The sequence below is a fragment of the Acidobacteriota bacterium genome (assembly GCA_016196035.1).
Taxonomy (GTDB): domain Bacteria; phylum Acidobacteriota; class Blastocatellia; order RBC074; family RBC074; genus JACPYM01.
This window is the reverse complement of sequence record JACPYM010000029.1, coordinates 206713-232544: the sequence shown is the minus strand read 5'-3', so window position 1 is coordinate 232544 and position 25832 is coordinate 206713. Positions and strand designations below refer to the sequence as shown.

The window sequence follows — 25832 nt, the reverse complement described above, 5'->3', positions numbered from 1 at the left end:
CGCTCCCGTAAACGCAATTGCAAACCGCTCTAAGCCGGTACATGCCAACTTACAAGCATACAAGACGCACGGTCTCAATAGATGTCTTACTGTAGCAGCTTGCGGGACGCGGCGCGCGTGCACAGTGTGGCCGCGCTGTCGGCAAGTTCCCATCTGGATGTAACCAAGCGAAGGAGATGTCATGAAAAAACGCCGGGGTTATTTAACCAGCGGATTGCTCAGCGTGCTGGTAACGTTGTTGTCCGTGTTCGGACTGCTGCCTTATCACAACGCCGCACAGTCGCAGATACGGCAAGAGCCGGGGCGCTCCATCGGCACGATCCGCACGCAGGGCGATTTGATCGTGATGGAGTTGAATGAGGGCGCGCTGGGCAAGGCGAATATGTTCGATCTGGGGCGGCGCACGCTGCGCTTCACGCCAGAGGGAACGGGTTATCGCGCGGAAAATGTGGCGCTCAAGTGGGACGCGGAATTCGGCGCGGCTATCACGAATCCGCAAATCACGCTGCGCAACTTCGCCTTTCCGTTTTCCGGCAAAAGTTGGGAGGCGCTTTCGGTCGGTCTGACGGGATCAATTAGCTTTGGCGCGCCGCCAAATGCGAGCGGTATGGGCGGCCCCGGTGGATTAGCGAATCGTGGCGGCGGCGTTTCGATTGATCGCTTCGCGCAGTTGCAGGAAGCGGCGCGCACGTTGCTCAATACGACACCGGCGATTTGCGTGTTTTTCAAACCGCGCATGTCCGGCACGCGCTACGTCAAAGAGTTGGCCGACCGCGTGGTCATTACCTGGAGCCTGACCGAACCGGTGGGCGGGATTCAGGATTTCACTTGGACGCCGACCGTGAACCGCTTTCAAGCGGTGCTATGGAAAGATGGCGCGATTGAACTGTCTTACGAAGACATCGCCGCGCGTGATGCGATTGTCGGCCTTTATCCGCTGGTCAACGCGGGCGTAGAAAAAGAACTCGCCGTGCTCAAGGCTGAAGAGAATCCGGCGGTCGCCGCGCACCTCGACATCAAAAGTGTGAAAGTATCAGCCGTTGACGGACTCTTTTTGAAAGTCACGTTGGAAACGCGCGGGCCGGTGTTGCCGGAGGGCGAGGCGGGCTTGGCGGGTCTCACGTATCGCGTTTCTTTTGATAGCCACAAGCCAGTGCTTACGTCCAATCCAGATGTTGCTTGGACAATTCGCGGCCTTGGCCCAGGCGGGCGCGGCGGCGGCGGACGTGGCGGCGGCACAGCGCGTTATCTGGCCGCTGGCCCCGGCGTCGCGGCGAGTGTGAAGGTGAATGGCAACACGCTCACACTACAAGGCACGCTGCCCGCAACGTATAAAGCCGGAGATCAAATCGCCATCTTCGCCGAGGCCCAGGCACCGGGCGCTCCACCCGTTGACCAAGTGCCGCCTCAAACGGTAACGCTCGCGGGTATTCGCAGCCCAGAAGTAGACCTCTCTACAATCAAGCGGCAGGACGGGCCTTTCACAGCGCTCTACGAATCGTTTCACTACCTGTCCTTACCCAATCCGCGTGACTTGACTTGCACCGTGATCAAAGCGCTGGGCGATAAATTTGATTTCCTGGCCTATTACTCCGACTTTCGCGTAGACAATCAGGAAGCGGGCACGCCCAGCACCGGCCCCTTGGGCGGCGGCCCGGCGGGCGGCGCGGTGACAGGCATTGGCGCAACACAGCGCGGTTTGGATGCCTATTGCAGTGCGGGCAGATTCCAATGGCAATTCGTCCAGCCCGTTTATATCGGCTCCAATCAAGGGCAGGAACGCCCACCAGCGGGCACAAAGGATACGAGCGATCACAACGTGGCCTTTTACACGGATCAACTCAGTCGCAAGTCAACCGATGGCAGGATGCCGCCCTATAACTACGCGATGTCGCAGATCGGGCACGAGATGGGCCATCGCTGGTCTGCCTTTGTTTCGGCCAAAGTGAATGGCGAGACCATCCCGCTTGGCCCGACGCATTGGGCGCGCGGACTGCACGCGCCGGTGGCCTTCCCTTATCAGCGCCCGACCGAAGCCTCGGCGATGGGCGGCGGCGTGTGGCAAGACAACTTTGACGGCACATATACGCAACTCGATGACGATTACTATGTGCCCGCGACGGGCTGGTCGTATCTCGAACTTTACTTGATGGGTCTCGCCGCGCCAGCGGAAGTGCCTGACTTTTTCATCCTGCGAAACCTGGTGACGGCAGGCCGCGATGCTAATGGTCATCCGATCTTCAAAGCTGACCGGACGAAACTGACCATACAAGACGTGATTGCGGCGGAAGGGCCGCGTTTGCCCGCTGTCGAAAATGCGCAAAAGAAATTCAACACCGGCATGGTCGTCATCGTTGAGCACGGCGCGACGCCGAGCAAGGAACTGATCGAGCGCACCAATGCGATTCGTGAGCAGTGGATGGATTACTGGGCGACGACGACTGGACGCCGCTCTTCAATGACCACGAATTCAAAGTGAGTTGAATGACGGAACTCGGTGGAATGGTTGCCGTTGTCCATACGTCAACGAACGCCAGAGCCATTCCGCCGGGCCAAACTGATAACGCCGCAACCACCACACGCTGGCTGCGAGTTGAAGGATGAAGACGGTCACGCCCAGCAGCGCCGTCACTGTCGAACCCAGTTTGCCGAACCAGCCCAGGCCGAAGCCGTAAAACAACAGGCTGAACAGCACCGATTGCGCCAGGTAATTGCTCAGCGCCATTCGTCCCCCCGCCGCCAGCCAGCGCGCGGCAGTTGAAGGGGTGCGATTCAACCACAGCCACAGGCCCGCCCCGTAAGCTGCGGCCAGCAAGACGAAATCATACGGATAAAGCCAACTGAATGCGGCAGGCAGTGCGCGGCCCGTTTCGTTTGCCCAAAGCTGCAAAGTCGTCATCAATGCGCCGAGGGTACCTGCGAGCCAGAGAGTGCGTTTGAGCAATGTGCGGTGTTGCAGTGGTTGTGGCAAGACGCCCCCGCGCCAGGCGGCAAGGCCGCACATCATCAACCCAACGGTGCGCGGCAACGAACCGAGCAGCAACGGCGCGATGAAACGCCCCGCCTCGTGCCAGCGCAACGCCATGATTTCGGTGAAGCTGCCCGTCGCGTAAACCCGCGTGGCAACGGCAGCGTGCGCGCGCAATGCTTCCTGCGCCGGAAAGTGCGCGCTGAAAAACGGCAAATACGGCGCGAGCACGATAAGCACCAGCCCCAACATCGCCAGCCCGCGCGCTGACAACGCGATAACGGGAATCAACAACAGGTCGCAAACGGCATACAGCGTCAGGATGTCGCCATTCCAAAGCAGCAGCATGTGACTAAGCCCGATGACGAGCAATACGCCAAAGCGCCGCGCTAGAAAGCGTGTGGGCGAATGTTGGCGCGTTGCAGTGCGCTCGGTTTGCACGCCGACGCCCACACCGAACAAAAACGCAAAGAGCGTGAAGGCTTTGAACTCGAAGACCCCGGCGATGAGGATGTCAGTCGCGCGATTGGCCCAGCCCGCGTGCGTGTGCGGCGTCAGCATTTGTTGAAAGAGCGAGACGCGGAAGCCGACTTCCAGATTGACCAGCAAGACGCCGAACAAAGCTGCGCCGCGCAACGCGTCGAGCGCCACGAGGCGTTCCGCCACCGGCTTCATTTGATCTGACAGGTCGCCGCTTTTCATCGCACGAAGCGCAAGGCCAGATAGGGAATCAGATTGAAGAGCAGGACGCCGATTTTGTAGAAGACAATGCCTGCATAGTTGACGGTGTCGAACTGTGCAGCGGTGCAGCGGAAAATGCGGCCCGCCGCCCGATACATCCACTCGCGCGGCAGCAGGCAGAGCAGCCCCCACAGCGCCAGCAGCGCGAAGTTCATGACCGTGCAATAAAGAAGCGCGTCGCGTATTTGTTCGATGTTCATCAAGGTTCTCCATGAAGGTGGCGCAGGCTCACGCGGCCCTTCGCTACGAGTTGCCCGCATTGCCGCGCGCCGCCACCCAACCATAGAATGCGTTCAGCGGCGCATGGCACGGCGGATGATAGGCGCGCGGGGGCAATCTGTCTTCAGCCACGTCTGGTTTTTCGCTCGGAAAATTCTAGGAAACTTCTCGGAACGTCTGATGGAAACGCAACACAAGCAGTTATACGAATTCGGCTCTTTCCGGCTGGACGCAGCCGAACGCTTGCTGCTGCGCGCGGGCGAGGCCATCCCGCTCGCGCCAAAAACATTCGACCTGTTGCTGGCGCTGGTCGCCCAGCCCGGCCATTTGCTGGAAAAAGAAACATTGCTGAAAACTGTCTGGCCCGACAGCTTTGTCGAAGAGAACAATCTGGCCGACAACATCTCGCGGCTGCGTAAGACGCTCGGTGAAGGCGAACAAGGGCAGAAGTTCATCGAAACCATCCCGAAGCGCGGCTATCGCTTTGTCGCTGTGGTGAAAGTCCTGCATAACGCGGATGCCGCCGTTCAGCCGCTTGTGCCTACCGCGCCTGCGGCTGCATTGGCCCCCGCCCGACTCAGGTTGCGCCAACGTCCCGAGCTCTTCTTGGTCGTCTTCGGTTTTCTGGCGCTGACGCTCCTCAGCGCTGGCATTTATTGGCGCTACAAACCGGCGCCGCGCGCCGATGTCGAACAGCTTGAGTTCAAAGGCAATTTCTACATCAGCCGCTGGACGGAAGCCGAGATCAGACAAGGCCTCGAATACTATCAGCGCGCCATCGCCCTGGCCCCGCGCTCGGCGTCCGCTTATGACGGCCTCGCGGTCGGCTGGCTGTTCCTTTCAGACCTGCACCTTGCCCCGCGCGCAGCCATGCCCAAAGCGCAGGCGGCTAACGCGCAGGCCTTGCAATGTGACGAGGCGTTCGCCCCGGCGCACGTTACCCTGGGCGTCATCAAGACGCAGTACGAATGGGATTGGGTGGGTGCCGAACGTGAATTCAAGCGCGCGATTGCACTCGCTCCCGACTATCAGCCCGCGCATCAACTTTACGGCTGGCATTTGATCGCGGTGGGCCGCCTGGCCGAAGCGCAAGCCGAGATGAAACACGCGGCGGACGCCAATCCGCTGGATGAATTCAGCCTGTGGCAACTGGGGCTGGCGTTTTACTTTGCGCGCCAGCCGGAACAGGCCATCGAACAATACCGGCGCGCGTTGGGCGTGGAGCCAAGATCATACTGGCCACACTTGCTGCTCGGCTGGGCTTATGAGCAACAGGGCAAATTTGCCGAAGCCCTGGTCGAGTTGCAGCAGGCTCAGCGCTTGAACGACAGCCCGCAAATCCTGGCCTCGCTCGGACACGCTTACGCCGCAGCGGGTCAGCGCGCCGAAGCGCAAAAGGTGCTGGCCGAATTGCAGGAGATTGCCAAGCACAAATACGTCTCGCCCTACGATGTCGCGACGATTTACGCTGGACTTGGAGAGCATGAGCAGGCGCTGGCCTGGCTCGAAAAAGCGTATGAAGACCGCAGCGGCTGGCTGGCGTTGTGGTTGAAAGTTGAGCCGAAATTTGATGGATTGCGGGCCGAGCACAGCTTTAACGATTTGTTGCGCCGCGTCGGGCATACGCCTTGAGCACAGGCGTCAACAACCAATCTCTCTCGAAACAAACCCAAAGGCGGCGCCTGTCTGTTTGAAACAAGTGCCGCCTTTGGGTTTTGCGTTTGTGCTGACCTTCTTTAGAACGTGAAGCGCGCCCCAAACTGCGCCTGGAACGGACTGCCCGCGCCCCCTTGTGCGGGCGGAATGCTGGCCGTGCGGTTGCCCAGATAGCCGGTGACAGTGCGCACCAGCGGTTTGCCGCTCGTGCTGACCGTGCGCGCGTTGCCCTGGAAGCCGTCGCCGAAATTGACGTGATTGGTCAGGTTGAAGGCCTCGAAGAACAAACCAAGTTTCATCCGGTCGCTAAACTTGACGTATTTCGAGACGCGCATATCCAGCGTGAAAGTGCGCGCCGAGACTGCGTCACCCGCTACGATTTCCGTCTTGCCCGTCGCCGGGTCAGTGACCTGTTGGATGTCGAAACCGCCACGGAACGCGCCGCGTTTGGTGATCTGGTTGGTCGCCGGATCGAGCCAACGGTCGTTGGTGACGCCGTCGCCGTTGCGGTCAGTGCCCTGAATGATCGTGTAGGCGCGCGGCGAAGCGGCCTGCAAAATCGGCGAAACCTGCAACCCCCACGGCAAATCCAGTACACCCGAAAAGACAAAACGGTGCCGTTCATCGGTCGAGGTCGGCCCCAGTTCGTCCTTGTTGAAGATGTCGTTCTGATCCTGCACCAGACCGCCGAAGCCCGCCGCCGCGCCCGTGTTGTTCGCGCCGCCATAGGCGATGCCGCGCGAAAGCACGTATGACGTTTGGAAAGTGAGATGGTTCGTGAAGCGTTTGCGCAGTTGAACGTTCAAGCCGTCGTAGTGCGAACGCCCGATGGAATCTTCGTAAATGATGTCGCCCAACCGCGCGGCGGGCAAACCGGCGCTCACGAAATTCGCCGCCAGCAACCGCGCGTTCGCCACATTCGCGCCGTTGATGTCCTTGACCGTGTTGCCCGGCACGCGCGGGTTCAAGCGCCGCCGCATGTATTCGTGCAAGCCGAGGATGTGGACGTAATCCACTTCGACCGCGTAATCGCGGCTGAGTTGGCGGCTGTAGCCGACGTTGAATTGCTGAGTATAGGGCATCACCGCATCGGGGCTGATGAGGCGGCCCGACGCACCGTTCGCCAGCGTCGTGGCGGCGGGTGGAATGGCGATCGTGTCTACGCCATAACGGAAGGTCTTCAGGAACGGATCGGTGTTGGTTTGCGGCGTGGTGCCGGAACTGGTCAGCGTGGTCGAAGCGAACACCGTCGCGTTGGCCTGTTGCTGGGCGAAGAGCGGGATGTTCTGGAAGACTTGCCCGTAGTAAATGCCATAGCCGCCGCGCACGACATTTTTGGCATCGCCGCCGATGTCCCAGGCAAACCCGAAACGCGGCGAGAAATTGTTGGTGTCATCGCCGGGCAAGCGGCTCGCCGCCACGTGATTGATCTGTTTCAGCAACAGGTAGGTGCGGTTGTTCGGCAGCGCTGGAATGAAGTTGTGATCGAGGTCGTAGCGCACACCCAGATTCAGCGTCAGTCGGGGCCGGACTTTCCAATCATCCTGCACATACGCCGAGATCATCGCGGTGTCGTGATAATCAAAGGCCGGATCGCCCGACGTGTAAACCAGTGTCGAGACCGCGCCGGGCGTGGCGAAGCCTTGCGGATATTTCGTCTTGTCGGTCGTGATCACCGACGGATTGTCGAGGAAGGTCAGGTTGGGCGTCGGCGGTGTGCGGAAGAAGCCGCCCAGTTTGGGAATGGCCGTGTAATCACCGCCGAATTTGAATCCGTGTTGGCCGCGCGTCCAGAACAGGTCGTCCTTGAATTGGAACTTGCGTTGCACCGAGCCTTGCGGAATGTTGGGATTGGTGCCGAAGGTCACGCCCGCGCCGGGGAAGATCAGATACGGCGCGAAGGTGTTTGAGTCAATGATGTTGTTCCAATACTGATAGGCGAAGACGAATTGATTGACCAGCGCCGGCGTCAGCGTCGAATTGAAGCCGAGCGTGCTCTGGTACAAATGATTCCGCGTGAAGTTGCCGCTCGATTCGTCGGTGATGTTGGCCTGGTCGTTGAGCGCACTGTTGGTCTGTTGCGCCCATTTCAAAAAGGCCGTGTGTTTGTCGTTGAGTTTGCCGTCGAGGCGCACCTGCCAGAGGTTGTCGCGGAAGGGCGTCGGCACGGTCTGAATCGGTTTGGCCCCGGCGACCTTGGCGATGGTCAATTCGTCCACCACGGTCTGGCTGACGTTGAAGGCCGCCTCTTCGCGCGTCCGTTCGTAGACGCCGAAAAAGAACAAACGATCTTGTTTGACCGGCCCGCCCAGGCTGCCGCCGAATTGTTGGCGGCTGTAATCGGGCTTCGCGCGTTTGCTGACGACGGAGATGTGATCGTTCGCGTTGAAGGCTTTGTCGCGCGCAAAGAGAAACGCCGAACCGCGCAAGGCGTTGGTGCCGCTCTTGGTGATGACGTTGAGCGCCGCGCCTTCGCTGCGGCCCGCGGCGGCGGAGAAACGCTGCGTTTCGAGCTTGTATTCCTGCACGCCTTCGAGCGAGAAATTCATGACGATGCCGCCAACGGTGTTGTCTTTGTTGTCGCCGCCATCCACGGTGGTGTTGATGTTGCGTCCACCGCCGCCATTGACCGAAAAGGCCGCGCTGCGGTTCTTGGTCGGGTCGAAGGATTGCGCGGGCCGCGCGCCCGGCACCAGAATCGCCAGGCCCGCCAGACTGCGCCCGTTGAGCGGCAGGTTTTCGATTTCGCGGTTGCTGACGACGCCGCCCAATTCGGTGCGCGTCGTTTCGACCAGCGCCACATCACCCGCGTTGACGATGACGGTTTCCGTCGCGCCCGCCGGTTTGAGTTGCGCGTTCAGCGTGAGCGTCGTGCCCACGTTGAGCGTCACGTTTTCGGAAAGCTGCGTGGCAAAGCCTTTGCTCTCGATCCTGATCGTATACAGGCCCGGCGCCAATCCGGCGACGCGGTAATAGCCATTGCTATCGGCAGCGGCTTCGCGTTTAGCGCCCGTACCGGCGTTGGTGACGGTCACGACGGCGTTGGGCACGACCGCGCCGGTCTGATCGGTCACGGTGCCCTCGACATTGCTGACCGAAACCGCCTGGCCGAAAGCCGCGAGCGTGGCGCACAACAAACAAACAAATAACAAGCAGGGTTTAATTGATTTCATATTCCATTTCTCCTTTAGCGGGCGTCATTGAACACACGACAACCTGCCGGCCCGTGAAGGCCGTTGTTCACATCCAGTGTTTTGGTTCGCGATTGTGTTTTCTGAAACGATTGAAAACGAGGCAATGGTTGCCGCGGTTATCAACATACGTGACGGTAATTCAAATATTCTGGTACGTATGCGGAGTTACAAAGGTGCAACCGTTATGCCACGTTGTAACTTCGTAACAGCGCTGTAACAAACAAATTCTGAATTGTTTCGTTATGGCTTTTCGGCAGTAACAATTGGCGGGTTTCTTTTCTGTATCAACCTCGAATCACAACGTAGATAGCACGCTGGCCGCACTCGTCAAAAGAAGACGCGCCTTAAAACCAACGGCTTTGTTAAACCCAGGTTTCCAATTTCTCAGATGCCATTGGAGTTTTCGGATGCGGCTTGGCCAAAATGACAAAAGCAGGCGTTGCTTGGCAGCCGCAAAGGCCAGTCAGTTCCAACTCATTGACAGCAAGCCCGGATAGATTGCCTGCTTGCCGCATCACCCTGGTAAAACTACAATCCACCGGCATCAATTTTCAGCAGGAGGAAATGCAATGGCTCCGACAACGCAAATCGCCACTGGTATCGCACTCGCCGACGACGCCGACAAAATCTATGAACTTGTGGATGGACAATGGGAGGCCAAAGACATGGGTAGTTCCAGACACAGCGGCGTGGGCACACGCCTGATTATTCGTTTGGGTGGATATGTCGAAGCGCACCAGCTTGGCGGTGTCTACGGCCCAGACGCCACCTTTCAAATCGGACAGAACGAACGCTTGCCCGATGTTTCTTTCCTTTCCGCCGCGCGCATGCCGCCCGAAGGCGAAACCGAAGAGAAATGGCATCTCGCCCCTGACCTCTCTGTCGAAGTTGTCGCGTCCAACGAAAGCTGGGGGAAGGTCAACCGCAAGCTGCGCGAGTGTTTTACCGCTGGCGTGCGGCAAACTTGGTTAGTGTCACCTGACTTGCGCGAAGTGCACATTTACGATTCGCCAAAAGCGATTACGGTGTTGGGGGAAGAGGATGAGTTGGTGAGCGAGGCGTTATTGCCCGGCTTCCGGTTGCGCATTAGCGAATTGTTTCAACAACCAGCTTATGTCTAAACACTTTGTCGTTTGTGTGCAAAAGAATGGTTGCGAAGACTTGGAACTGCGCAAGCTCTATCAGGTCTTGCCAGACACAGCGGTAGCAGCGGACGGCTTGCTCAGAATCGTTGACGAATCGGGCGAAGATTATTTGTATCCGGCGGAATGCTTCGTTGCCCTTGAACTGTCGAAGGACGTTGAAAAAGCCTTGTTGGCAGTGGCCTGATTGCCGCCCAAAGCTAACTAACAAGACAAGTATTGCGACAGTTGTTCTGGAGGTGGGATGTCTCAAAAACACTTTTTCACTCTCACAACTTTGCTTGCTGGTATTTCGCTCAGCCTTGTCGCTTGGCAGTCAATCAATGCCAACGTGCCACGCATCTGGGCCCCATTTCCCTTTTGGCTCTTCTTGGTCGGAATGCTGATTCCCAGCTTCTTGGGAACCAAACTCTTTATCCTGTCCATTCCTGCTTTAGCGATGTGGATATGGAATCCGTATGCTTTTCTGGGAAAGCCTGAAATACCGGCTCGCAGTTTCATGCTCTTTTTCTTACTCGCTTTGCTTTCCATTTTGCATAACATAATTTACTGGTCTTACGGGATGAAATATCAAGGCGGGGTGCACACTGTTGCTGTGATAATCCTGAATTTTAGTTTGATAGCAACGCTTGCTTTGATTGGGCTGAAAGCCTGGCGCAAACCTGCGTTTCCACTGAGCCTTGGTTTTCATTGGCTCTTATTTGCCTGGTTTACGTCCTATGCTTTCCCAGTGTTTGGAGAGTTGATTTAGCTATGACCAATCCAATTGAATTTTTCACTTCCCGATTCAATCTCACCACCGCCGACATCGAAAGCTTGCTCGCCACGGCCATGTCGAAAGGTGGTGATTACGCCGATCTGTATTTCGAATACACGATCAACCACGCGCTCAATCTCGAAGAGCAGATCATCAAGACTGCCAATCGCACGGTCGAACAGGGCGTCGGCGTGCGCGTTATCAGTGGCGAGCGCACCGGCTTTGCCTACTGCGACGAGATCGAAGTCGCTGCCATCCGCAAGGCCGCGCTGACCGCCGCGCATATCGCCGAGAGCGGCGTGCAGGTTGGCCCCGTCAACATATCGGCCAGCCAGCCGCAGCACGATCTTTATCCCGTCGCGCATCCGGCCAACGAAGAGCCGCTCGAACGCAAAATCGAATTGTTGCACCGCGCGGACAAGGCGGCGCGCGCGCACGATCCGCGTGTGCGCGAGGTGCAGGCGATGTTTATGGACAAGTACAAGGTCATGCTGATCGCTACGTCCGAAGGCGCGCTGATCGGCGACGTGCAGCCGCTGACGCGTATGAATGTGCTGTGCATCGCGGATGACGACGGGAACTTGCAATCGGGTTACGCGGGCGGCGGCGGGCGCAACGGCTTGGAGTTCTTCCACGACCAACTCACGCCCGAACATTTCGCCGCCGAAGCCGCGCGCCAGGCCATCGTCCAGCTCGAAGCCGTCGAAGCGCCCGCCGGGGCGATGGAAGTCGTGCTCGGCGCGGGCTGGCCCGGCATCCTCTTGCACGAAGCCGTCGGCCACGGCCTGGAAGCCGATTTCAACCGCAAAGGCACCTCGGCCTTTTCCGGCCTGATCGGCCAAAAGGTCGCCAGCCCGCTCTGCACTGTCGTGGATGAGGGCTGCGTTCCGGGGCGGCGCGGCTCGCTCAACGTGGATGACGAAGGCAATCCGACCGCGCAAACCGTGCTGATCGAAAACGGCATCCTGCGCGGGTATTTGCAGGACAAGCTCAGCGCGCGGCTAACGGGTGCGGCGCTCACCGGCAATGGCCGCCGCGAAAGTTACCGCCACCTGCCGATGCCGCGTATGACCAACACGTACATGCTCGCGGGCCAGAGCGACCCCGCCGACATCATCAAATCGGTCAAACGCGGCCTTTACGCCGTGCAATTCGGCGGCGGCCAAGTAGACATCACCAACGGCAAATTCGTGTTCAGCGCGAGCGAGGCTTACTTGATCGAAGACGGCAAAGTCACCGCGCCGGTCAAAGGCGCTACGCTGATCGGCAACGGCCCCGTCGCGCTGACCAAAGTCTCGGCGGTCGGCAACGATCTGGCGCTGGACGAAGGCATCGGGACGTGCGGCAAAGACGGGCAATCGGTGCCGGTGGGCGTGGGGATGCCGACGATTAAGATTGAAGAGATGACGGTGGGCGGGACGAAGGGTAGTTGAGCTATCACCAAACAGGCTATTTGTGGTATGGAAAGGACAAAATGTTACGTGTAGCATGACATGTCATTTACCAATCAAAATATTGAGACACAAGTTGGGACAGTGAAATATGCTTTCTTTGACGGAGATAACATAGGCAATTCAATAGAAAATTTGCTTAACAATGGCAGAGTTAAAGAAGCTACACACTTGTCAGAGAGTATTAAACTGGCGATTTTTCAAATAGAGTCGCTTATTAACTCTACCACGGGTGCCGAGTTAATAATCGCCGGCGGGGACGATGTTTTAATTAAATATGACTTTGACAAGCACGACTATAATTTCCTAGAAAATATAGCCAGTATCTTTACAAAACATACTGGGCTATCCATGAGTTGCGGAGTCGGCGATAACGTACCACAAGCAATCAACAATCTCATGAATGCAAAGCAGCAAAGCAAGGGATCAATCAAGTCTTCTAGTAAAGAAGAGACACAGGTCGTTCGTCCAAAGCAAACCAAGTTGTTTATTTTTGCCACCTCCGACCTCCCTGATCCCTACATCAATGTGATTGCTCATTGCATAGCATACTATGAAAACCTGACCCAGGTTGTTCTGATAAACATAACAGAAGATCGAGGGAAAATTGAATCAAAAGAAGATGATCTAAGCAGGTTAAAAGAACTAATCAGCAAACAATTAAGCAGCTTGGTAAGCGGTAAATACCTGAAGAAAAAAGGCAGCCAGTGGGAAGAGCTAGATATTGAAATTCAGCCTATACATTGTCTGAGATATAAAAACTTACAGAGAATCATTCCTGACACAAAAGTTATCGTGTACGAAGATCTAGAAAAAGAAACATCTATCCTGCTAAACGATATTGACTCATTCGCTTATATCTTCGACGTGACGGCTTTTCTTAAAAGCTATCTGGTTGACGTCTATACTATTTTGAGATTTAAGAACGTAAGCACGATTTACTCTTTTGAGTTATCAAATGAGCGTACATTTGACCATAAGGAATTGATTCATAACCTGACATACAACAAAACTTATGACTATGCTTGCTTAGCAGAAAGCTCTTACACCAATAATAAAATCGTTGTAAGCGAAACCTCTGTCATTTCAGAGAGCAACTATAATCGCCTAGTTACTACTTTCAATTTACTAGAGAGAAGTCACACTCAGCTTGAAGACAAGCTCGCAACTAATTTTGCTCAATTGGTGTTATTAGCCTATTTCTTGATAAGTCTTCCTGTATTTGCGTGGGTCTGCTGGTCTATTGCTCAACCTGAAGGATGGAATCGGATGGAGCCACTTGCTTTCAAGCTTACATTTGGCTGGTTTTTGCTTACCTACTTATTGCAAAGCCTCATCAAAGGAAAATTCCTCTCCCTTGACCCCAAAGAGCTATTTCATGTTTTGAAAGAGTGGAAAAAGAAAAAACTGGAGAAGTCCAGGTTGAATAGCGAGGGTAATATCTTGTAGTGACCTACCTACATTAAGCAGCAGAGCAGCAGACTAAACGAGCGCATTGCCCCAAGAGAAAGCGAAGAGGTAAAAAGCTATGACAGCAATCGAAGCAGTTCAAACAGTACCGCTCACCCAAACGCCCGAAGGCGTGATCCGCGTTACCGGCACGCGCGTCCCGCTCGACACGATCCTGCATCACTACAAACAAGGTGCCTCGGCGGAAGAGATTACCAATCGCTTCCCGGCGGTTTCGTTGTGCCAGGTTCATGCTGTACTGGCGTATTACTTGAGCCATCGGGCCGAGTTGGATGCGTACCTGCAAAAGCAGGAGGAAGCCGATGCCGCGTTTCAAAAACAGCTTGAGGCTGATCCGCAATACCAGGCTGACCGCGTGGCGTTCCGCGAACGGTTGATGCGGCGCTGGGCAGAACGGCAAACGAATGGCATCGCCAAGTTCGCTTGAACTCTCAGCCCGCGAATGCGGGCGGCAGCGTAAAGCCCAGGGTGCAGCGCGCAGCGCGAAACCCTGGGTGAGCGCCCCAAAATTTACGCAAGCTCGCGGAGCGAGCGACAGACCATCGCGCGCAATGTCTGCCGCCCACCTTCGTGGGCTTGCGGTTCTCAATGACGAGCTAACCCAGCGCTCACGCACTGGGCTTTATGCTGTCGCCTGCATCCGCAGGCTGGCATCGGAATGTTCACGGTTCTCTTTTCACCTTTTACCTTTCCGAATGGCTACACAAATCACCATAGACCTGCTCTCCGACCTCATCGCCAAAGCTCTAAAGCGCGGCGCGACCGAGGCCGAAGTTATCGCCAGCGAAACCACCGACTTTTCGGTCGAAGTCCGCCTGGGCGAAGTCGAAAAGCTGGAAGAGGCTGCGTCGCGCGGCTTGGGCTTGCGCGTGCTTTACGAAGGGCGGCAGGCGTCGTGCTCGACTTCGGATGTGAGCGCGGCGGCGTTGGACGAATTGATTGACACGGCGGTGGCAATGGCGCGGCTGACTTCGGTGGACGAGGCGGCGGTGTTGCCCGCGCGTGATGAATTGGCGAGCGGCGCGTTGCCGGATTTGGGCCTTTACGACGAGGCCATCGTCGCGCTGCAGACCGAACGCAAGATCGAATTGGCGAAGGCGGCGGAGGCGGCGGCGCGCGGGTACGACGCGCGCATCGCCAATTCGCAAGGCGCGAGTTGCGGGACGACGGTGGCGCGCATGCTGCTGGCGACAAGCGGCGGCTTTGCGGGCGAATATCAGGGCACGCTGTGCGGCGTGTCGGTCGCGCCGATTGCCAAGGACGGCGACCAAATGCAAATCGGCTATTGGGGCGACCGCGCGCGTAGCTTTGCCAAATTGGATGACGCCGAGACCATCGGTCAGGAAGCGGCGCGGCGCGCGTTGCGCAAGCTGGGTGGGCGCAAGGTGGCTACACAGGAAGTCCCGATTATTTTTTCCGCCGACGCCGCCGAAGAGTTGCTGGGCGAGTTCTTCCAGACGATTACGGGCGAGGCGATCTTCCGGCGCTCATCGCTTTTCGTCGGCAAGCTGGGCGAAGAGATTGCCGCCAGCGGCTTGACGATCATTGATGACGGGACGCTACCGGGCGCGCTGGGTTCGCGGCCTTTCGATGGCGAAGGGCTGGCGACACGCAAGACCGTGGTGGTCGAAAACGGCGTGTTGCAAAGCTATTTGCTGAACAGTTACACGGCGCGCAAACTAAACCTGAAATCTACGGGCAATGCGGCGCGCGGTTTGTCGGGCGCGCCGAGCGTGGGCACGGGGAACTTTTACATCGTGCCGGGGGTCTATGCGCCGAACGAGATTATCGCGTCGGTCAAGCAAGGGTTTTATGTGACGGAGCTGATCGGCTTCGGGTTCAACCCCGTCAACGGCGATTATTCGCGCGGCGCTTCGGGCCAGTGGATCGAAGGCGGCCAGTTGACCTTCCCCGTCGAAGAGGTAACGATTGCAGGCAACTTCCGCGAGATGTTGAAGGCTTTGCACAAAAACCTCTAAAAATGACGGACTTTTTGTGCAGGTTGAAAAAAAGCGGCGATAAGTCATTTGGATTTGCGCGCGCTTCTACGCAATCACTCGACTTTTTGTGCAAACGGGACTTTTTGTGCAAAGCCCAGGAGAGATTACCGGACAGACGGAAGCGTTCTGACAAGGCTGGTTTCTGTTTGTTCCGTTATTTCCGTCTGTTCCGTCATCTCTGTTTTCTCCCGTCAAGGTTGAAAACGAAAGGAACAGTTTATGTTTGAAGCGAAACCTGTGGATGCGGAAGACAACAAGCGCGGCAATTTGATCGTCGGCGCGCTGGGGCTGGTGGCGATTACGTTGATTGTGGGAGTCTTTTACATCGCCGGGTCCAAGGGCGACATGAAACCGCCTTTGCCGAACGGAGTGTGGGCCGGGTCAGCCGAATTCGAGCACTACAAAAGCAAGATCGAGATCGAAGTGATTGATAAGATCGTTCACCCCAATATGATCGGGATGATGCAATACGAAATTAGAACACGCGTCACCAATCGCGGCGACCGCACACTGACCGGCCTTGAGTTGATCGGACGGATGATTGGTCTGGACGATAAGGTCATTAAAGAAAGCATTAGCGTACCGATTCCGCGCGTGCGCACGGAGCCGTTGAAACCCGGCGAATCCATCAAGGTCAGCGTCAAAATTGACGGGCCTGGCAATGTGTCGGAGGGTCAAGTGAAGGATTTGCTAGTCGAATTGCGCGGGTTGCAGTTTTAGCCTTTAACCAAACACAGGGCCACGGGAGAGCAGGAGACACGGGGAAAATCTTTAAGGCTTTCCCCCGTTCCATTCTTCCCCCGCGGTTTTTATTTTGCGGCCAGCTTGCCAGCATCCGGGATTTTGCCTGTGAGGGAATGTAGAAAAGCAATCAGATCAATTTGCTCTTCTTCGGTCAGCCCCAACGGATGCAGGTCCCACTCGCGGTTGAGATTGTCTTTGCCGCCCGCGTTGTAAAAGCGCACAACATCAGCCAGCGTCGCGGCGCTGCCATCGTGAAAGTAGGGCGCAGTCAAAGCTACATTGCGCAGGCTAGGTATGCGGAACGCGCCGAGGTCGAGAATGTTATAGGTGATCGTGATACGGCCCAATTCGTGGCCGCCCTCTTCCTGGCTGAGCTTATCCACCAGCGTTTTCATCTCCGGCCCTTCCGCCGCTTCGTAAAGCGCACGCGTCATCTTTTCAAAGTTGGAATGGTTGGTGGCCACGCCCGTATTCACGTAATCAAAGTTGGAAAAGAACGCCCGTTGCTCACTAAATGCGTGGCAACGCGAACAGCGCGCCTTGCCGCGAAAGAGCGCAAGGCCGCGTTTGGCAGCCTCATCCAGGGCATTGGTGTCGCCCGCCAAATAATGATCAATCGGCGCCGCGCCTGAAACCAGCGTGCGTTCATAAGCAGCGAGCGCCTGGCCGATACGTTCGATGGTGAGGGCGCCGCGAAAGACGGTTTGAAAGGCGCTGACGTATTCGGGCAGCCGCTGCAAGCGCGCCACGATGGCCGCGTGGGTCTGCTCGCCCATCTCCAGCGGATTAATGAGCGGTTGAATTGCCTGCTCTTCCAGCGTCTCGCTGCGGCCATCCCAGAAATTGCTGTTGTTATAAATCACGTTGAGCACGCTGGGCGAATTGCGCGGCCCACGGCGGCCCGCGATGCCTTCGGCCACGGCCTTGCCATCGGCGAAGGCGAGTTCGGGTTTGTGGCAACTGGCGCAGGCGACGGTGCCGTCGGCTGACAGACGCTGGTCAAAAAAGAGTTGGCGGCCCAGTTCGATCTTTTCGGGCGTCAGCGGGTTGTGGCGCGGGACATAGTATTCCCAAGTGTCGGTGGGCAAACCTAATGGGACAGTGGTTTGCACGAGGCGTTCCTGGGCGGCGGCCTGTTGCGTGAGGCTCATGCCAAACAACCAACTCGCAGCCGCTAAAAAAACAGCCACGAACAAAACCTGAATCAACCGAGAAGATGTTGTTTGCATAGCCCTCCGTTCAAGAAACCGTCATTTCTGCTCTTTGTCCGGCAGAATTTCAACCTTCACCTGACTGTGCATTTCAAACGCCGCAATGACCAGTCGTTGGCTTTGCTTGTTCAGCCGCAAGACCGCGTAATCATCCGCTGTCCGGACGGTCAGCCAATGGCTGCGGCCCTTGGACTTTGCCAGTTTGATGCCGCCAATAATCGCCACCAACGGCAGGAGCGGCGTCACGGCAAGTACAGCTAAACTCGAACCCAGTAACAAGCCTGTCGCCGTCAAAGCCATACCTTCCTTCCAACGTGGCTGCTTGCCGTAAGCATAATCCGCCGCTTTAAGGTCGGCGTAAGCCAGGCTTTTGAGGTCTTCGCCGTGCTCGTTCTTGATCAGCAGCCGCTCCGGCAAAAAATGCAGCCGGACTTTTTGCTTTTCGATCTTTTCGCCGCGCGGCAGATAGATTTCGGCGGCGAAGACATCAACCTCGCGCGCGGCCTGCGCAAAGCCAGGGGCAATCGAATGGAACCATAAGGCCAGTGCCAGACATATTCTCAGACTTTTCATTCCGTACCTCCTCGGTGATACCCGTTGAGCGGTTTGCGGGAGATGCGAACTTACGCCGACAGCGGCGCGCCTGCCATTTCACTTGTGGCACTTCCACGCATTCATCATTTGCAGTGGCAAGTGTCACAAAGGCGGCGTTCAAATCTGATCCAGTATCAATTTCGCAATGGTCAAATAAATCAACAGCCCCGTCGCATCCACCAGCGTCGAGATCATGGGCGCCGAAAGCACCGCCTAGTCTACGCCAAAATGATGCGCGGCAATCGAAGCAAATTACAGCCGTTTCATAACGCTCACAGGTTCAAAATAAATTTGGCAATGGTGAAATAGATAATCAGGCCGGTCGCATCCACCAGCGTGGTGATCAACGGTGCCGAGAGCACCGCCGGGTCAATCCCGAGGCGTTCAGCCACAATCGGAATCAGCGATCCAACCGTCGTTGACCAAGCACAAATAACCAGCACAGTGATAGCCACCGTCAAAGCCAGCGGCATTGTCGTGCCCCACAGCAACGCACGGCCAAATGCAATTATGCCGAGCAAAACGCCAATGATGGTTCCTGTACTCAATTCGCGCGTAAAAACACGCAGCGCGTCTTTCAAACGAATTTCGCCTAACGCCAAACTGCGAATGATCGTCGTCACAGTCTGTGCCCCGGTATTGCCGCCGGTGCCAATCAGCAGCGGGATGAAAAACGAGAGTGCCACCTGTGCTGCTAATTGGCCTTCGTAATGGCGTAACACTGTGCCGGTGAAGGTTTCCGCCACAAACAGCAGTAATAGCCAGCCGATGCGTTTGCGCACCACGCGCCAGACGGGATTGTCGAAATAGGGTTTGTCGAGCGCCCCCGGTTCGATACCGGCCATGCGCAAGACGTCTTCAGTCTGCTCCTCGATCAGCACGTCCACCACATCGTCCACGGTGACGAAGCCAACGACGTGGCCGTCGCTTTCGAGCACGGGCACGGCCAGCAGATTGTATTTGGCGATTTTCTTGGCGACCGATTCTTGATCTTCCAGCGCCTCAACCGTGACAGGTTTGCGGCGCATCACAGTCGTGATGCGCTGGTCAATCTCGCCCATCACCAGATCGCGCAGCGAGACCGCGCCGAGCAGCCGCGCATTGTCATCCAGCACATAACAGGCATAGATGGATTCTTTTTCGCGCGCGACCGAACGAATGTGTTTGAGCGCCTCGCCCACAGTCATGTCGGGTGCCAGATGCACAAACTCGGTCGTCATGATGCCGCCCGCCGTATGGTCGGGGTATTGCAGCAGGTGTTCCAGTTCGGTGCGTGTGGCGCTTTTGACCTGGCTCAGCACACGGCGGCGCTCGTGCAAGCCCATCTGTTTGACGATGTCGGTGCTTTCGTCGGCGGCGAGACCTTCGATGACCTGGGCGGCGCGTTTGGGGTCGAGGCGTTCGAGGATGGCGGCGCGGCGCGTCATCGTCGGTTGATCGAGTAATTCGATGATGCGCGGCACAGGCAGCATCATCACGACGCTGGCGGCTTCGATCAGCGTGAGTTGATTGAGCAATTCGACCAAATCTTCCGGCGCGAGTTCGCCCACCACTTCGCTGATCCCGACGTAGCTTTCGTCGAGGCGCAGGTTGATGCGCTCGCGCAATTCTTCCAGCAATGCCACTGTTTAGTTCCTCTCTTCCCAGCGTGCTTTCAATTCGTTCATCAGTGCAATGAAGCGTGGATCATCGCGCAACCTGTCGAGCTTTTTGTTCTGCGCAAAGTACGGATAGTTTTCGTTGCCCAGCTTGATCGCGCGTTGCAGCCATTCAATCGCCTCGTCGCGCAAATCTTCCAGTGCATAAAACGACGCCAGCCAAAAGGCGATGTCGTGATCGGCGGCGGCGGTCGCCTTGACTTGTTCGGTAATCAACGCGCGTGCCTCGGCGTGGTGCCCTTTGACGCTCAAACAGCGCGCGATGAAAACGTGCAAGGCCTCGAAGTGCGGATGCTGGTGCAAGGTTTCTTCGGCCAGGGCTCGTGCCTCGTCCACGCGGCCCTGGTTCAGCAGCACGCTGGCGCTGAAGGTTTTGATCAGCGGATGTTCGGGTTCGACCTTACGCCCGCGCTCCAATTCGGCCAGCGCCTCTTCATAACGGCCCTGATAGCTGTAAATGCGCCCGCGATTGTAACTGGCCCAAACGATGTCTTTGGGATTGAGTTCAAGCAGCCGGTCGTATTGTTTGAGCGCTTTGTCGTATTGCCCATTCAGCCGGTAGAGCATGCCCGCGATGATGAAGACCGCCGGATCGTTCGGTTTGTCGCGCCGCACATCGGCCAACAAGGACAGGGCTTTTTCTTTTTCGCCGCGATGCAACAGCACATAAACCATCTGCAACGACGCGCTCGGCAATTCGGGTTCGAGCGCCAGCGCGCGCTGCAAACTGCGTTCGGCCAGATCGTAGTAATGTTCGCCGCCGTAACCTTGCGCGTGATGAACGTAACAGCGCCCCAACGCGGCGTGCGCGCGCGCGAAGTGCGGATCGAGTTTGACGGCCTGCTCGAACATCCCAATCGCCAAGTCGAGTTCGCTGTCGTCAAAAGTGCGCGCCGTGTATTTGAAGAGCAGATCGCGCCCGCGCAAGTAGTATTCATAGGCCTGTGGATTGTTGGTCAGCGGGCGGTCAATCTTCTCCTGCTCTTCCTCGGTCAGTTTCAATTTCAGCCCGGCGATCACGCGTTCGGCCAGTTCGTCCTGCATCGTCAACATGTCGCGCACGGGGATGTCAATCTTGTCACTCCACCGCAATTCGCCGTTCGCGGTGGCGATCAGTTGCGCATTGAAGCGGAAGCGGTCGGGCGTGCGCAAAAAGCTGCCCGTCAGCACGACGCTGGCCGCCAACTCTTCACCGACCTGGCGCGGATCAACTGTGTGGCCGACGTATTGCGCGATGTAAGACGACGGGCGCACGACCAGCGAATGCACATGCGCGAGTTCGGTGATGAGGCCGTCAGCCAGCGCGAATTCATAAAAGCTATCCTCAGGATTGCCCGACAGGTTTTTGAACGGCAACACCGCCACGGTCGGTTTCGTCTCGGTGCCCCAATTGACCGGGCGCGCCGCCGCTGGGCGGGCAGGCATGGGGAGCGTGATGGCGGCGCTCGCGCTGCCGCTGGGATCTTTGCTGGGTTGGCCGGTGTCGGACCGCTGCGCGCGCTGCGGCGCTTTGCTGTCAGCGCCGCGTCCGCGCCCTGGGCGATTGAACAAACCGCCGCTGAACACCCGGCCCACAGCATCACTCAAACGCCAGGCGCTACCGCGCGCGCGTTGCGGCGGCAACGGAACCGGTGTCGGACTAATGCTGGCATTGGGGGCGAGTTCGCGCAGCAAGGTTTTCAATTCTTCCCGCAACTCGACCATTGTCGCGTAACGCTCAGCCGGTTCTTTGGCCAGCGCGCGGTCAAGCATGGCCTGCATCTGCGCCTGCAACACAGGCGGTGCACCGGGCTGCAATTCGCGCATGGGGCACGGCACGGCATTGATGACAGCGTGAAAAATCTCGATGCGGTTGCGGCCCGTGAAGGGTTGCTGGCCGGTGATCATCTCGTAAAGCAGGACGCCCAGGCTGAACACATCGGTGCGATGGTCTACGCGCTCACCCGTTGCCTGTTCGGGCGAGCCGTAACCCATCGTCCCGTAAGGCACGCCCATCTCAGTCATGGATTTGTCGTGCAGCGAGTTGCTGCCGGCTTCGTCGCCGTCAATCATTTTCGCCAGGCCGAAATCGAGCACTTTCACCTGGCCCTGTTCGTTGACGATGATGTTCGACGGTTTGATGTCGCGGTGGACGATGCCGCGCGCGTGGGCCGCGCTGAGCGCATCGGCAATTTGCAATGCAATCGAGAGCGCGGAATTGATGGCGAGAGGTTGCCCCGCGTGTGCCTGTCCGCCGGCTTGAGTGCCATTCTGGTGAATGACCTGTTTCAGCGTCGGCCCCGCGATGAAAGGCATCACGATGTAATACAGCCCATCAGTTTCACCGATGTCGAAAATCGCGCAGATGTTCGGATGGTCTAAGGCCGAGGCGAGGCGGGCTTCGCGTTCAAAGCGGCGGCGCGCGGTGTCGGTGGCGGCCAACTCGGGCAAGAGGGTTTTGATGACGACCAGGCGTTGCAAGCGCAAGTCTTCGGCCTTATATGCCGTGGCCTGCCCGCCCTGCCCAAGCTGTTCGATGATCCGATAGTGCGAAAAAATCTGGCCTGGTTCGAGCCGCAGCATGCCGTTTCCCTCAGTCCGAATTGAACGTTGTTTTTACATTGGTTGATCGTCGAGCTTGTCTGTTAAACCGCGCGGCGCTTCCACTGAAAGCTGGCCGTTGAAAACCGCCGGTATGCTACTACCGGCTACGGATGGCGGCAAGCAGGCGGGCTGATTATTTCCGGGGAAAAGCGGGAAAAGTCCACCTTAGCGCTGAACTTCAAATACAACTGGCTGTTTTGCCAACGGCAACAGCATTTTGTTCACCCCAGCGGCCATCCGCACGGCATAGACCTGCGCCGCGTGCCGCCCTTCAGCCAGCTTGACGGACGTCAATTCAAACCGGAAGCCGTGATTTGGCAGCGTCGTCGCGCCAGCGCGCACCAAATCGTCGCGGCGTTGATGAGCGCGTTGCGTCGCGATGAATTGGTCGTCAATGAAAAGCTGGACATCCAACGACTGGTCGGGTGTTAGCGGATCGTGCGCCCAGCCGCTTATGCGTGTTTGGTCGGCGGCGTCAATCGCGCCGCGCAGCAGCGGGCTGTAGTTTTTGAAGGCCGCCAGTGTGGCGATGACGCAGATAAAGAGAATTTCGAGAAAGGCTTTGGCGATGACCGCGCGCAGCAATTTCGTGGCGACCGTCGTCTCGGCATTTGGCTGTGCTTGTTCTGCTGCGTCCCGCTGCATCACGTCTGTTTCCGCATCCGTTCGTAACCGGTCATGACCAGCGCCGCCACGCGCTGATCGAAATCCTGGAAGCGTTCGTCCTGCGTCTGGCCGACGTGATAGCGGTAGTAAATCTGCTGTAACACGACCGCCAGTTTGAAGAGCGCCAGAATGTAATAGTAATCAATTCCCGCGAGCGCGCAGCCGGTCTTGGCGGCATAACGCGCCACGAGTTCATCGCGCAAATACCAGCCGGGTTGCATGGTCACCGGGCTGAGCGAACCGGTCAACACCGGCGGATCGCCCGGTTGCGGCCAGTAACACAGCAGCAAACCCAAATCTACCAGCGGATCGCCCACGGTGCACATTTCCCAATCGAGCACGGCGATGACGCGCGCCGGTTCACGCGGATCGAGCATCACGTTGTCGAGTTTGAAATCGTTGTGCACCAGCGTGTGCCGCGCCGGTTCCGCCGGTAAGTGTTCGCGCAACCATTCGGCCAGCGCGGTCATTTCCGGCAAGTCGGTCGTTTTGGAACGCTCCCAACGTGCGGCCCAGCCTTCGACCTGGCGTTTGACGAAGCCAGCCGGCTTGCCCAATTTGTCTAAGCCATGCGCGGCGATGTCTACCGCGTGCAGCGCCGCCAGCGTATCCACCAGCCCCTCGCTGATCTGCCGCCGCAAGGTCAGATCAGCGCCAATTTCCGGCGGAATGCTGTGCCGCACAATCAGCCCGCGCCGCCGCTCCATTAGATAAAACGGCGCGCCGATCACGCTGGTGTCTTCGCACAGCAGATACGGTCGCGGCGCTAAATTGAAAACCGGATGAATCGCTGCCAGCAACCGAAACTCGCGCGGCATATCGTGCGCCGTCGGCGCGACGGGGCCGAACGGCGGACGGCGCATGACGAATTCGTGATTGCCGAATTGCACGCAATAGGTCAGATTGGAATGGCCGCCGGGAAATTGCTCAACGATTAGCGCGGCATCCGGCGCAAACGCTACGCCCGCCAATTGCCGCGGCAGATGGACGCGCAGGTAACTTTCCAGCGCTTGCCAGTTGAGTTGTTCGCCGGGTCGAATGGGTGCGGTGTCGGTTGTCGGCATGTCTTCGCTGTTTGGTTGACCGGAAATGAATTTTCCCCGCAGCAAGCTGCGGGGTATCAGGCGGATCAGAAACCTTAATTCGCTGGCGAATTCCCATCCGCCAACGAACTTGATGGTTTTACGCAGCAAGCTGCGGGGTATTAGACCCGCCTGGGGAAATAAAAGGGCGGCGGCACGAATACACAAATACACAAATGCATGGAGTTCAAGCTTCAGCTTGTGTGGCGCGCAACAGCGCGCGCAGCCAGCCTGATGAACTCCAGGCACTTGGTTCGCGCCGCCAACGAACCGCAAGTGCAGTCAGAACGCTAGCGCAGAAACCCGCTGCGTCCGCTGCTTTGCGAACTCAACTCGTCATTCAAGGGATCGTCCAGCGCCAGCAATTGGCGCAACTCCGGCGTCAGCCGCTGCTGCGCGGCGCCGCTCAGCAACCGTTTCTGATACTGCTGTTGCGGTTGATCGCGGCGGCAATAAAAGCTGTGCATGGCCAGGCGTGGTTGGGCCGTGCGATTCGCCGTGCCGCCGTGCCAGATGTGGGCGTTCATCACCGCCAGCGTGCCCGCCTTGCCCAAAACCAACACTTCATCAGGATGCGGCGCGCTGGCATCGGCCAGCACGTCTTGCGGCAACCGCCCGGCACGGTGCGAACCGGGGACGAAACGCGGCGCGCCGTTTTCGCCGGTGAAATCGTCGAGGAACCAGATCACATTGCAAACCTTGTTGCCGCGCTCGTCCGGCAACGCGCCGGTGTCGCAATGCAACGGCTGCACCCAGTCGGATTGCGGACGCGGCGAACGCGCATTCAGGCTGCTGAGCTTAAAGTCCGGCCCCAGCACGTGCGCGACGGCGGCCAGCACTTTCGGTTCGGCAATCGCGCGCTCAAACAGTTCGCCGTGCTCGACCAGATTGGCCAACCGGTCGGTTTGCGGCTCCTGTTTGAACTCCGCTCCGGCGCGTGCGCCGAGCGCGGCAAAGATTTCCGCCAGGCGCTGGTGCAAAGCCGCACAACGTTCCGCTGACATAAAATTGTTGAGCACCAGCAAGCCCGCTTCATCGAGTTGCTGCTTTTCAAATTCACTTAACATCTTCGTTGAAATCCAATTTGGGGTGACGATAACGCCGCGTATTCTGAAACAACGACGCGGCAACGGCAAACTACTTCGCAGCGTTTTGCTCAGGTATAATCCGCCGCGTTCGCAAAGCTATCCCAACAGCACAAACCATTCATCCCGGAGACCGGCAAAATGCCGAAAGCGCTTCAAGCTGCGCTGGCCTTGCTTTGGCGGCGGAACTGTTTCGTTGGTATGTGTAGCGCAGAGCAGCAAAACTTAGCTCGAGTTTGTCTAGTCTGGCGGCAGCGGTGGCTGTGGCTGACATGGTAGTGGGTCAATGGGGAGAGAGCCACGCCGCAGATCAACGCCGACCGACGCCGAGCAATTCAATTGGCTAACAGGACTGATCCGCGTTTTCCAGCGTTCATCTGCGGCCAGACCTCTCCTCTTTGCGCCACTACCAACAGCGCTTCCCTTATCGCAGAGCAACTGACACTGGGACATAATCTGATTTTTACGGCGATGATCTTTGTGGCTGGGAGCGATACGCGGGAGGCAGCGTTTCGTTAAATCAGTTTCGGCTTTCCCTGCTCTGGCTAATCTGGCAATTTGGCAATTTGGCATGGCCAGGATTCGCAGGGTCCCAGCCATAAATCGAACCC

General features: G+C 57.5%; 20 protein-coding genes. 10 read left to right on the top strand and 10 right to left on the bottom strand.

Going from position 1 to position 25832, the window contains the following annotated elements; all coding sequences use genetic code 11:
- Nucleotides 1-181: 181 nt before the first annotated feature.
- On the top strand, nt 182-2479 hold the full coding sequence (locus HY011_10215; GenBank protein ID MBI3423304.1) for a hypothetical protein: 2298 nt from the start codon (nt 182-184) through the stop codon (nt 2477-2479).
- Here the strand turns inward: HY011_10215 and HY011_10210 are convergent.
- Complete coding sequence (locus tag HY011_10210) at nt 2471-3670, bottom strand: DUF418 domain-containing protein (GenBank protein ID MBI3423303.1); 1200 nt, start codon at nt 3668-3670, stop codon at nt 2471-2473. The genes HY011_10215 and HY011_10210 overlap by 9 nt on opposite strands.
- Entirely contained in the window at nt 3667-3909 is a 243-nt protein-coding gene (locus HY011_10205; protein ID MBI3423302.1) for a hypothetical protein, read from the bottom strand. The genes HY011_10210 and HY011_10205 overlap by 4 nt, the downstream gene beginning before the upstream one ends.
- Nucleotides 3910-4108: 199 nt before the next feature.
- Between HY011_10205 and HY011_10200 the strand changes: the two genes are divergently transcribed.
- Nucleotides 4109-5560: a winged helix-turn-helix domain-containing protein gene (locus HY011_10200; GenBank protein ID MBI3423301.1), complete on the top strand. Its 1452-nt coding sequence runs from the start codon at nt 4109-4111 to the stop codon at nt 5558-5560.
- Between the two features lie 104 nt (nt 5561-5664).
- On the opposite strand, the gene HY011_10195 is transcribed toward HY011_10200, so the two are convergent.
- The gene (locus HY011_10195) at nt 5665-8757 is read right to left on the bottom strand and encodes a TonB-dependent receptor (GenBank protein ID MBI3423300.1); all 3093 of its coding nucleotides are present in this window, start codon (nt 8755-8757) and stop codon (nt 5665-5667) included.
- Between the two features lie 590 nt (nt 8758-9347).
- Here HY011_10195 and HY011_10190 point away from each other — a divergent pair.
- From HY011_10190 to HY011_10155, 8 genes are all read left to right on the top strand, one after another.
- A complete protein-coding gene (locus HY011_10190; GenBank protein ID MBI3423299.1) occupies nt 9348-9899 on the top strand; it encodes a Uma2 family endonuclease in 552 nt (183 codons plus the stop codon).
- Nucleotides 9892-10107, top strand: coding sequence for a hypothetical protein (locus tag HY011_10185; GenBank protein MBI3423298.1), 216 nt, complete (start codon nt 9892-9894; stop codon nt 10105-10107). The genes HY011_10190 and HY011_10185 overlap by 8 nt, the downstream gene beginning before the upstream one ends.
- Before the next feature lie 57 nt (nt 10108-10164).
- On the top strand, nt 10165-10671 hold the full coding sequence (locus tag HY011_10180; GenBank protein ID MBI3423297.1) for a hypothetical protein: 507 nt from the start codon (nt 10165-10167) through the stop codon (nt 10669-10671).
- Between the two features lie 2 nt (nt 10672-10673).
- Nucleotides 10674-12110, top strand: a complete 1437-nt coding sequence (gene tldD / locus HY011_10175; protein MBI3423296.1) for a metalloprotease TldD — start codon at nt 10674-10676, stop codon at nt 12108-12110.
- Between the two features lie 60 nt (nt 12111-12170).
- Nucleotides 12171-13577 (top strand): hypothetical protein, encoded by a 1407-nt coding sequence (locus HY011_10170; GenBank protein ID MBI3423295.1) that lies wholly within the window; start codon nt 12171-12173, stop codon nt 13575-13577.
- A 79-nt stretch (nt 13578-13656) separates the two neighbouring features.
- Complete coding sequence (locus HY011_10165) at nt 13657-14025, top strand: DUF433 domain-containing protein (protein MBI3423294.1); 369 nt, start codon at nt 13657-13659, stop codon at nt 14023-14025.
- Between the two features lie 268 nt (nt 14026-14293).
- Nucleotides 14294-15577 carry a TldD/PmbA family protein gene (locus HY011_10160; GenBank protein MBI3423293.1) on the top strand — a complete coding sequence of 428 codons (1284 nt, stop codon included), beginning with the start codon at nt 14294-14296 and terminating at the stop codon, nt 15575-15577.
- A 240-nt stretch (nt 15578-15817) separates the two neighbouring features.
- Complete coding sequence (locus HY011_10155) at nt 15818-16318, top strand: hypothetical protein (GenBank protein MBI3423292.1); 501 nt, start codon at nt 15818-15820, stop codon at nt 16316-16318.
- 89 nt (nt 16319-16407) lie between these two features.
- On the opposite strand, the gene HY011_10150 is transcribed toward HY011_10155, so the two are convergent.
- The 7 genes from HY011_10150 to HY011_10120 all read right to left on the bottom strand — a co-directional run bounded on the left by HY011_10150 (nt 16408) and on the right by HY011_10120 (nt 25203).
- Nucleotides 16408-17571, bottom strand: coding sequence for a cytochrome-c peroxidase (locus HY011_10150; protein ID MBI3423291.1), 1164 nt, complete (start codon nt 17569-17571; stop codon nt 16408-16410).
- A 21-nt stretch (nt 17572-17592) separates the two neighbouring features.
- On the bottom strand, nt 17593-18126 hold the full coding sequence (locus HY011_10145) for a hypothetical protein (protein MBI3423290.1): 534 nt from the start codon (nt 18124-18126) through the stop codon (nt 17593-17595).
- Nucleotides 18127-18419: 293 nt separating this feature from the next.
- A complete protein-coding gene (gene mgtE / locus HY011_10140) occupies nt 18420-19772 on the bottom strand; it encodes a magnesium transporter (GenBank protein MBI3423289.1) in 1353 nt (450 codons plus the stop codon).
- Between the two features lie 3 nt (nt 19773-19775).
- Entirely contained in the window at nt 19776-22367 is a 2592-nt protein-coding gene (locus tag HY011_10135) for a protein kinase (protein ID MBI3423288.1), read from the bottom strand.
- 186 nt (nt 22368-22553) lie between these two features.
- Nucleotides 22554-23033, bottom strand: a complete 480-nt coding sequence (locus HY011_10130) for a hypothetical protein (protein ID MBI3423287.1) — start codon at nt 23031-23033, stop codon at nt 22554-22556.
- Nucleotides 23033-24118, bottom strand: a complete 1086-nt coding sequence (locus HY011_10125) for a phosphotransferase family protein (GenBank protein ID MBI3423286.1) — start codon at nt 24116-24118, stop codon at nt 23033-23035. Before HY011_10125 ends, HY011_10130 begins: the two co-directional genes overlap by 1 nt.
- Nucleotides 24119-24426: 308 nt before the next feature.
- The gene (locus tag HY011_10120; GenBank protein MBI3423285.1) at nt 24427-25203 is read right to left on the bottom strand and encodes a phytanoyl-CoA dioxygenase family protein; all 777 of its coding nucleotides are present in this window, start codon (nt 25201-25203) and stop codon (nt 24427-24429) included.
- Nucleotides 25204-25832 lie beyond the last annotated feature (629 nt).

Coding starts and splice junctions, on each gene's coding strand:
- HY011_10200 (MBI3423301.1), top strand. CDS start 4,109: ATGGAAACGCAACACAAGCAGTTATACGAATTCGGCTCTTTCCGGCTG.
- HY011_10150 (MBI3423291.1), bottom strand. CDS start 17,571: ATGCAAACAACATCTTCTCGGTTGATTCAGGTTTTGTTCGTGGCTGTT.
- HY011_10190 (MBI3423299.1), top strand. CDS start 9,348: ATGGCTCCGACAACGCAAATCGCCACTGGTATCGCACTCGCCGACGAC.
- HY011_10180 (MBI3423297.1), top strand. CDS start 10,165: ATGTCTCAAAAACACTTTTTCACTCTCACAACTTTGCTTGCTGGTATT.
- HY011_10205 (MBI3423302.1), bottom strand. CDS start 3,909: ATGAACATCGAACAAATACGCGACGCGCTTCTTTATTGCACGGTCATG.
- HY011_10145 (MBI3423290.1), bottom strand. CDS start 18,126: ATGAAAAGTCTGAGAATATGTCTGGCACTGGCCTTATGGTTCCATTCG.
- HY011_10170 (MBI3423295.1), top strand. CDS start 12,171: ATGTCATTTACCAATCAAAATATTGAGACACAAGTTGGGACAGTGAAA.
- HY011_10185 (MBI3423298.1), top strand. CDS start 9,892: ATGTCTAAACACTTTGTCGTTTGTGTGCAAAAGAATGGTTGCGAAGAC.
- HY011_10155 (MBI3423292.1), top strand. CDS start 15,818: ATGTTTGAAGCGAAACCTGTGGATGCGGAAGACAACAAGCGCGGCAAT.
- HY011_10125 (MBI3423286.1), bottom strand. CDS start 24,118: ATGCCGACAACCGACACCGCACCCATTCGACCCGGCGAACAACTCAAC.
- tldD (MBI3423296.1), top strand. CDS start 10,674: ATGACCAATCCAATTGAATTTTTCACTTCCCGATTCAATCTCACCACC.
- HY011_10130 (MBI3423287.1), bottom strand. CDS start 23,033: ATGCAGCGGGACGCAGCAGAACAAGCACAGCCAAATGCCGAGACGACG.
- HY011_10165 (MBI3423294.1), top strand. CDS start 13,657: ATGACAGCAATCGAAGCAGTTCAAACAGTACCGCTCACCCAAACGCCC.
- HY011_10215 (MBI3423304.1), top strand. CDS start 182: ATGAAAAAACGCCGGGGTTATTTAACCAGCGGATTGCTCAGCGTGCTG.
- HY011_10195 (MBI3423300.1), bottom strand. CDS start 8,757: ATGAAATCAATTAAACCCTGCTTGTTATTTGTTTGTTTGTTGTGCGCC.
- HY011_10120 (MBI3423285.1), bottom strand. CDS start 25,203: ATGTTAAGTGAATTTGAAAAGCAGCAACTCGATGAAGCGGGCTTGCTG.
- HY011_10135 (MBI3423288.1), bottom strand. CDS start 22,367: ATGCTGCGGCTCGAACCAGGCCAGATTTTTTCGCACTATCGGATCATC.
- HY011_10210 (MBI3423303.1), bottom strand. CDS start 3,670: ATGAAAAGCGGCGACCTGTCAGATCAAATGAAGCCGGTGGCGGAACGC.
- HY011_10160 (MBI3423293.1), top strand. CDS start 14,294: ATGGCTACACAAATCACCATAGACCTGCTCTCCGACCTCATCGCCAAA.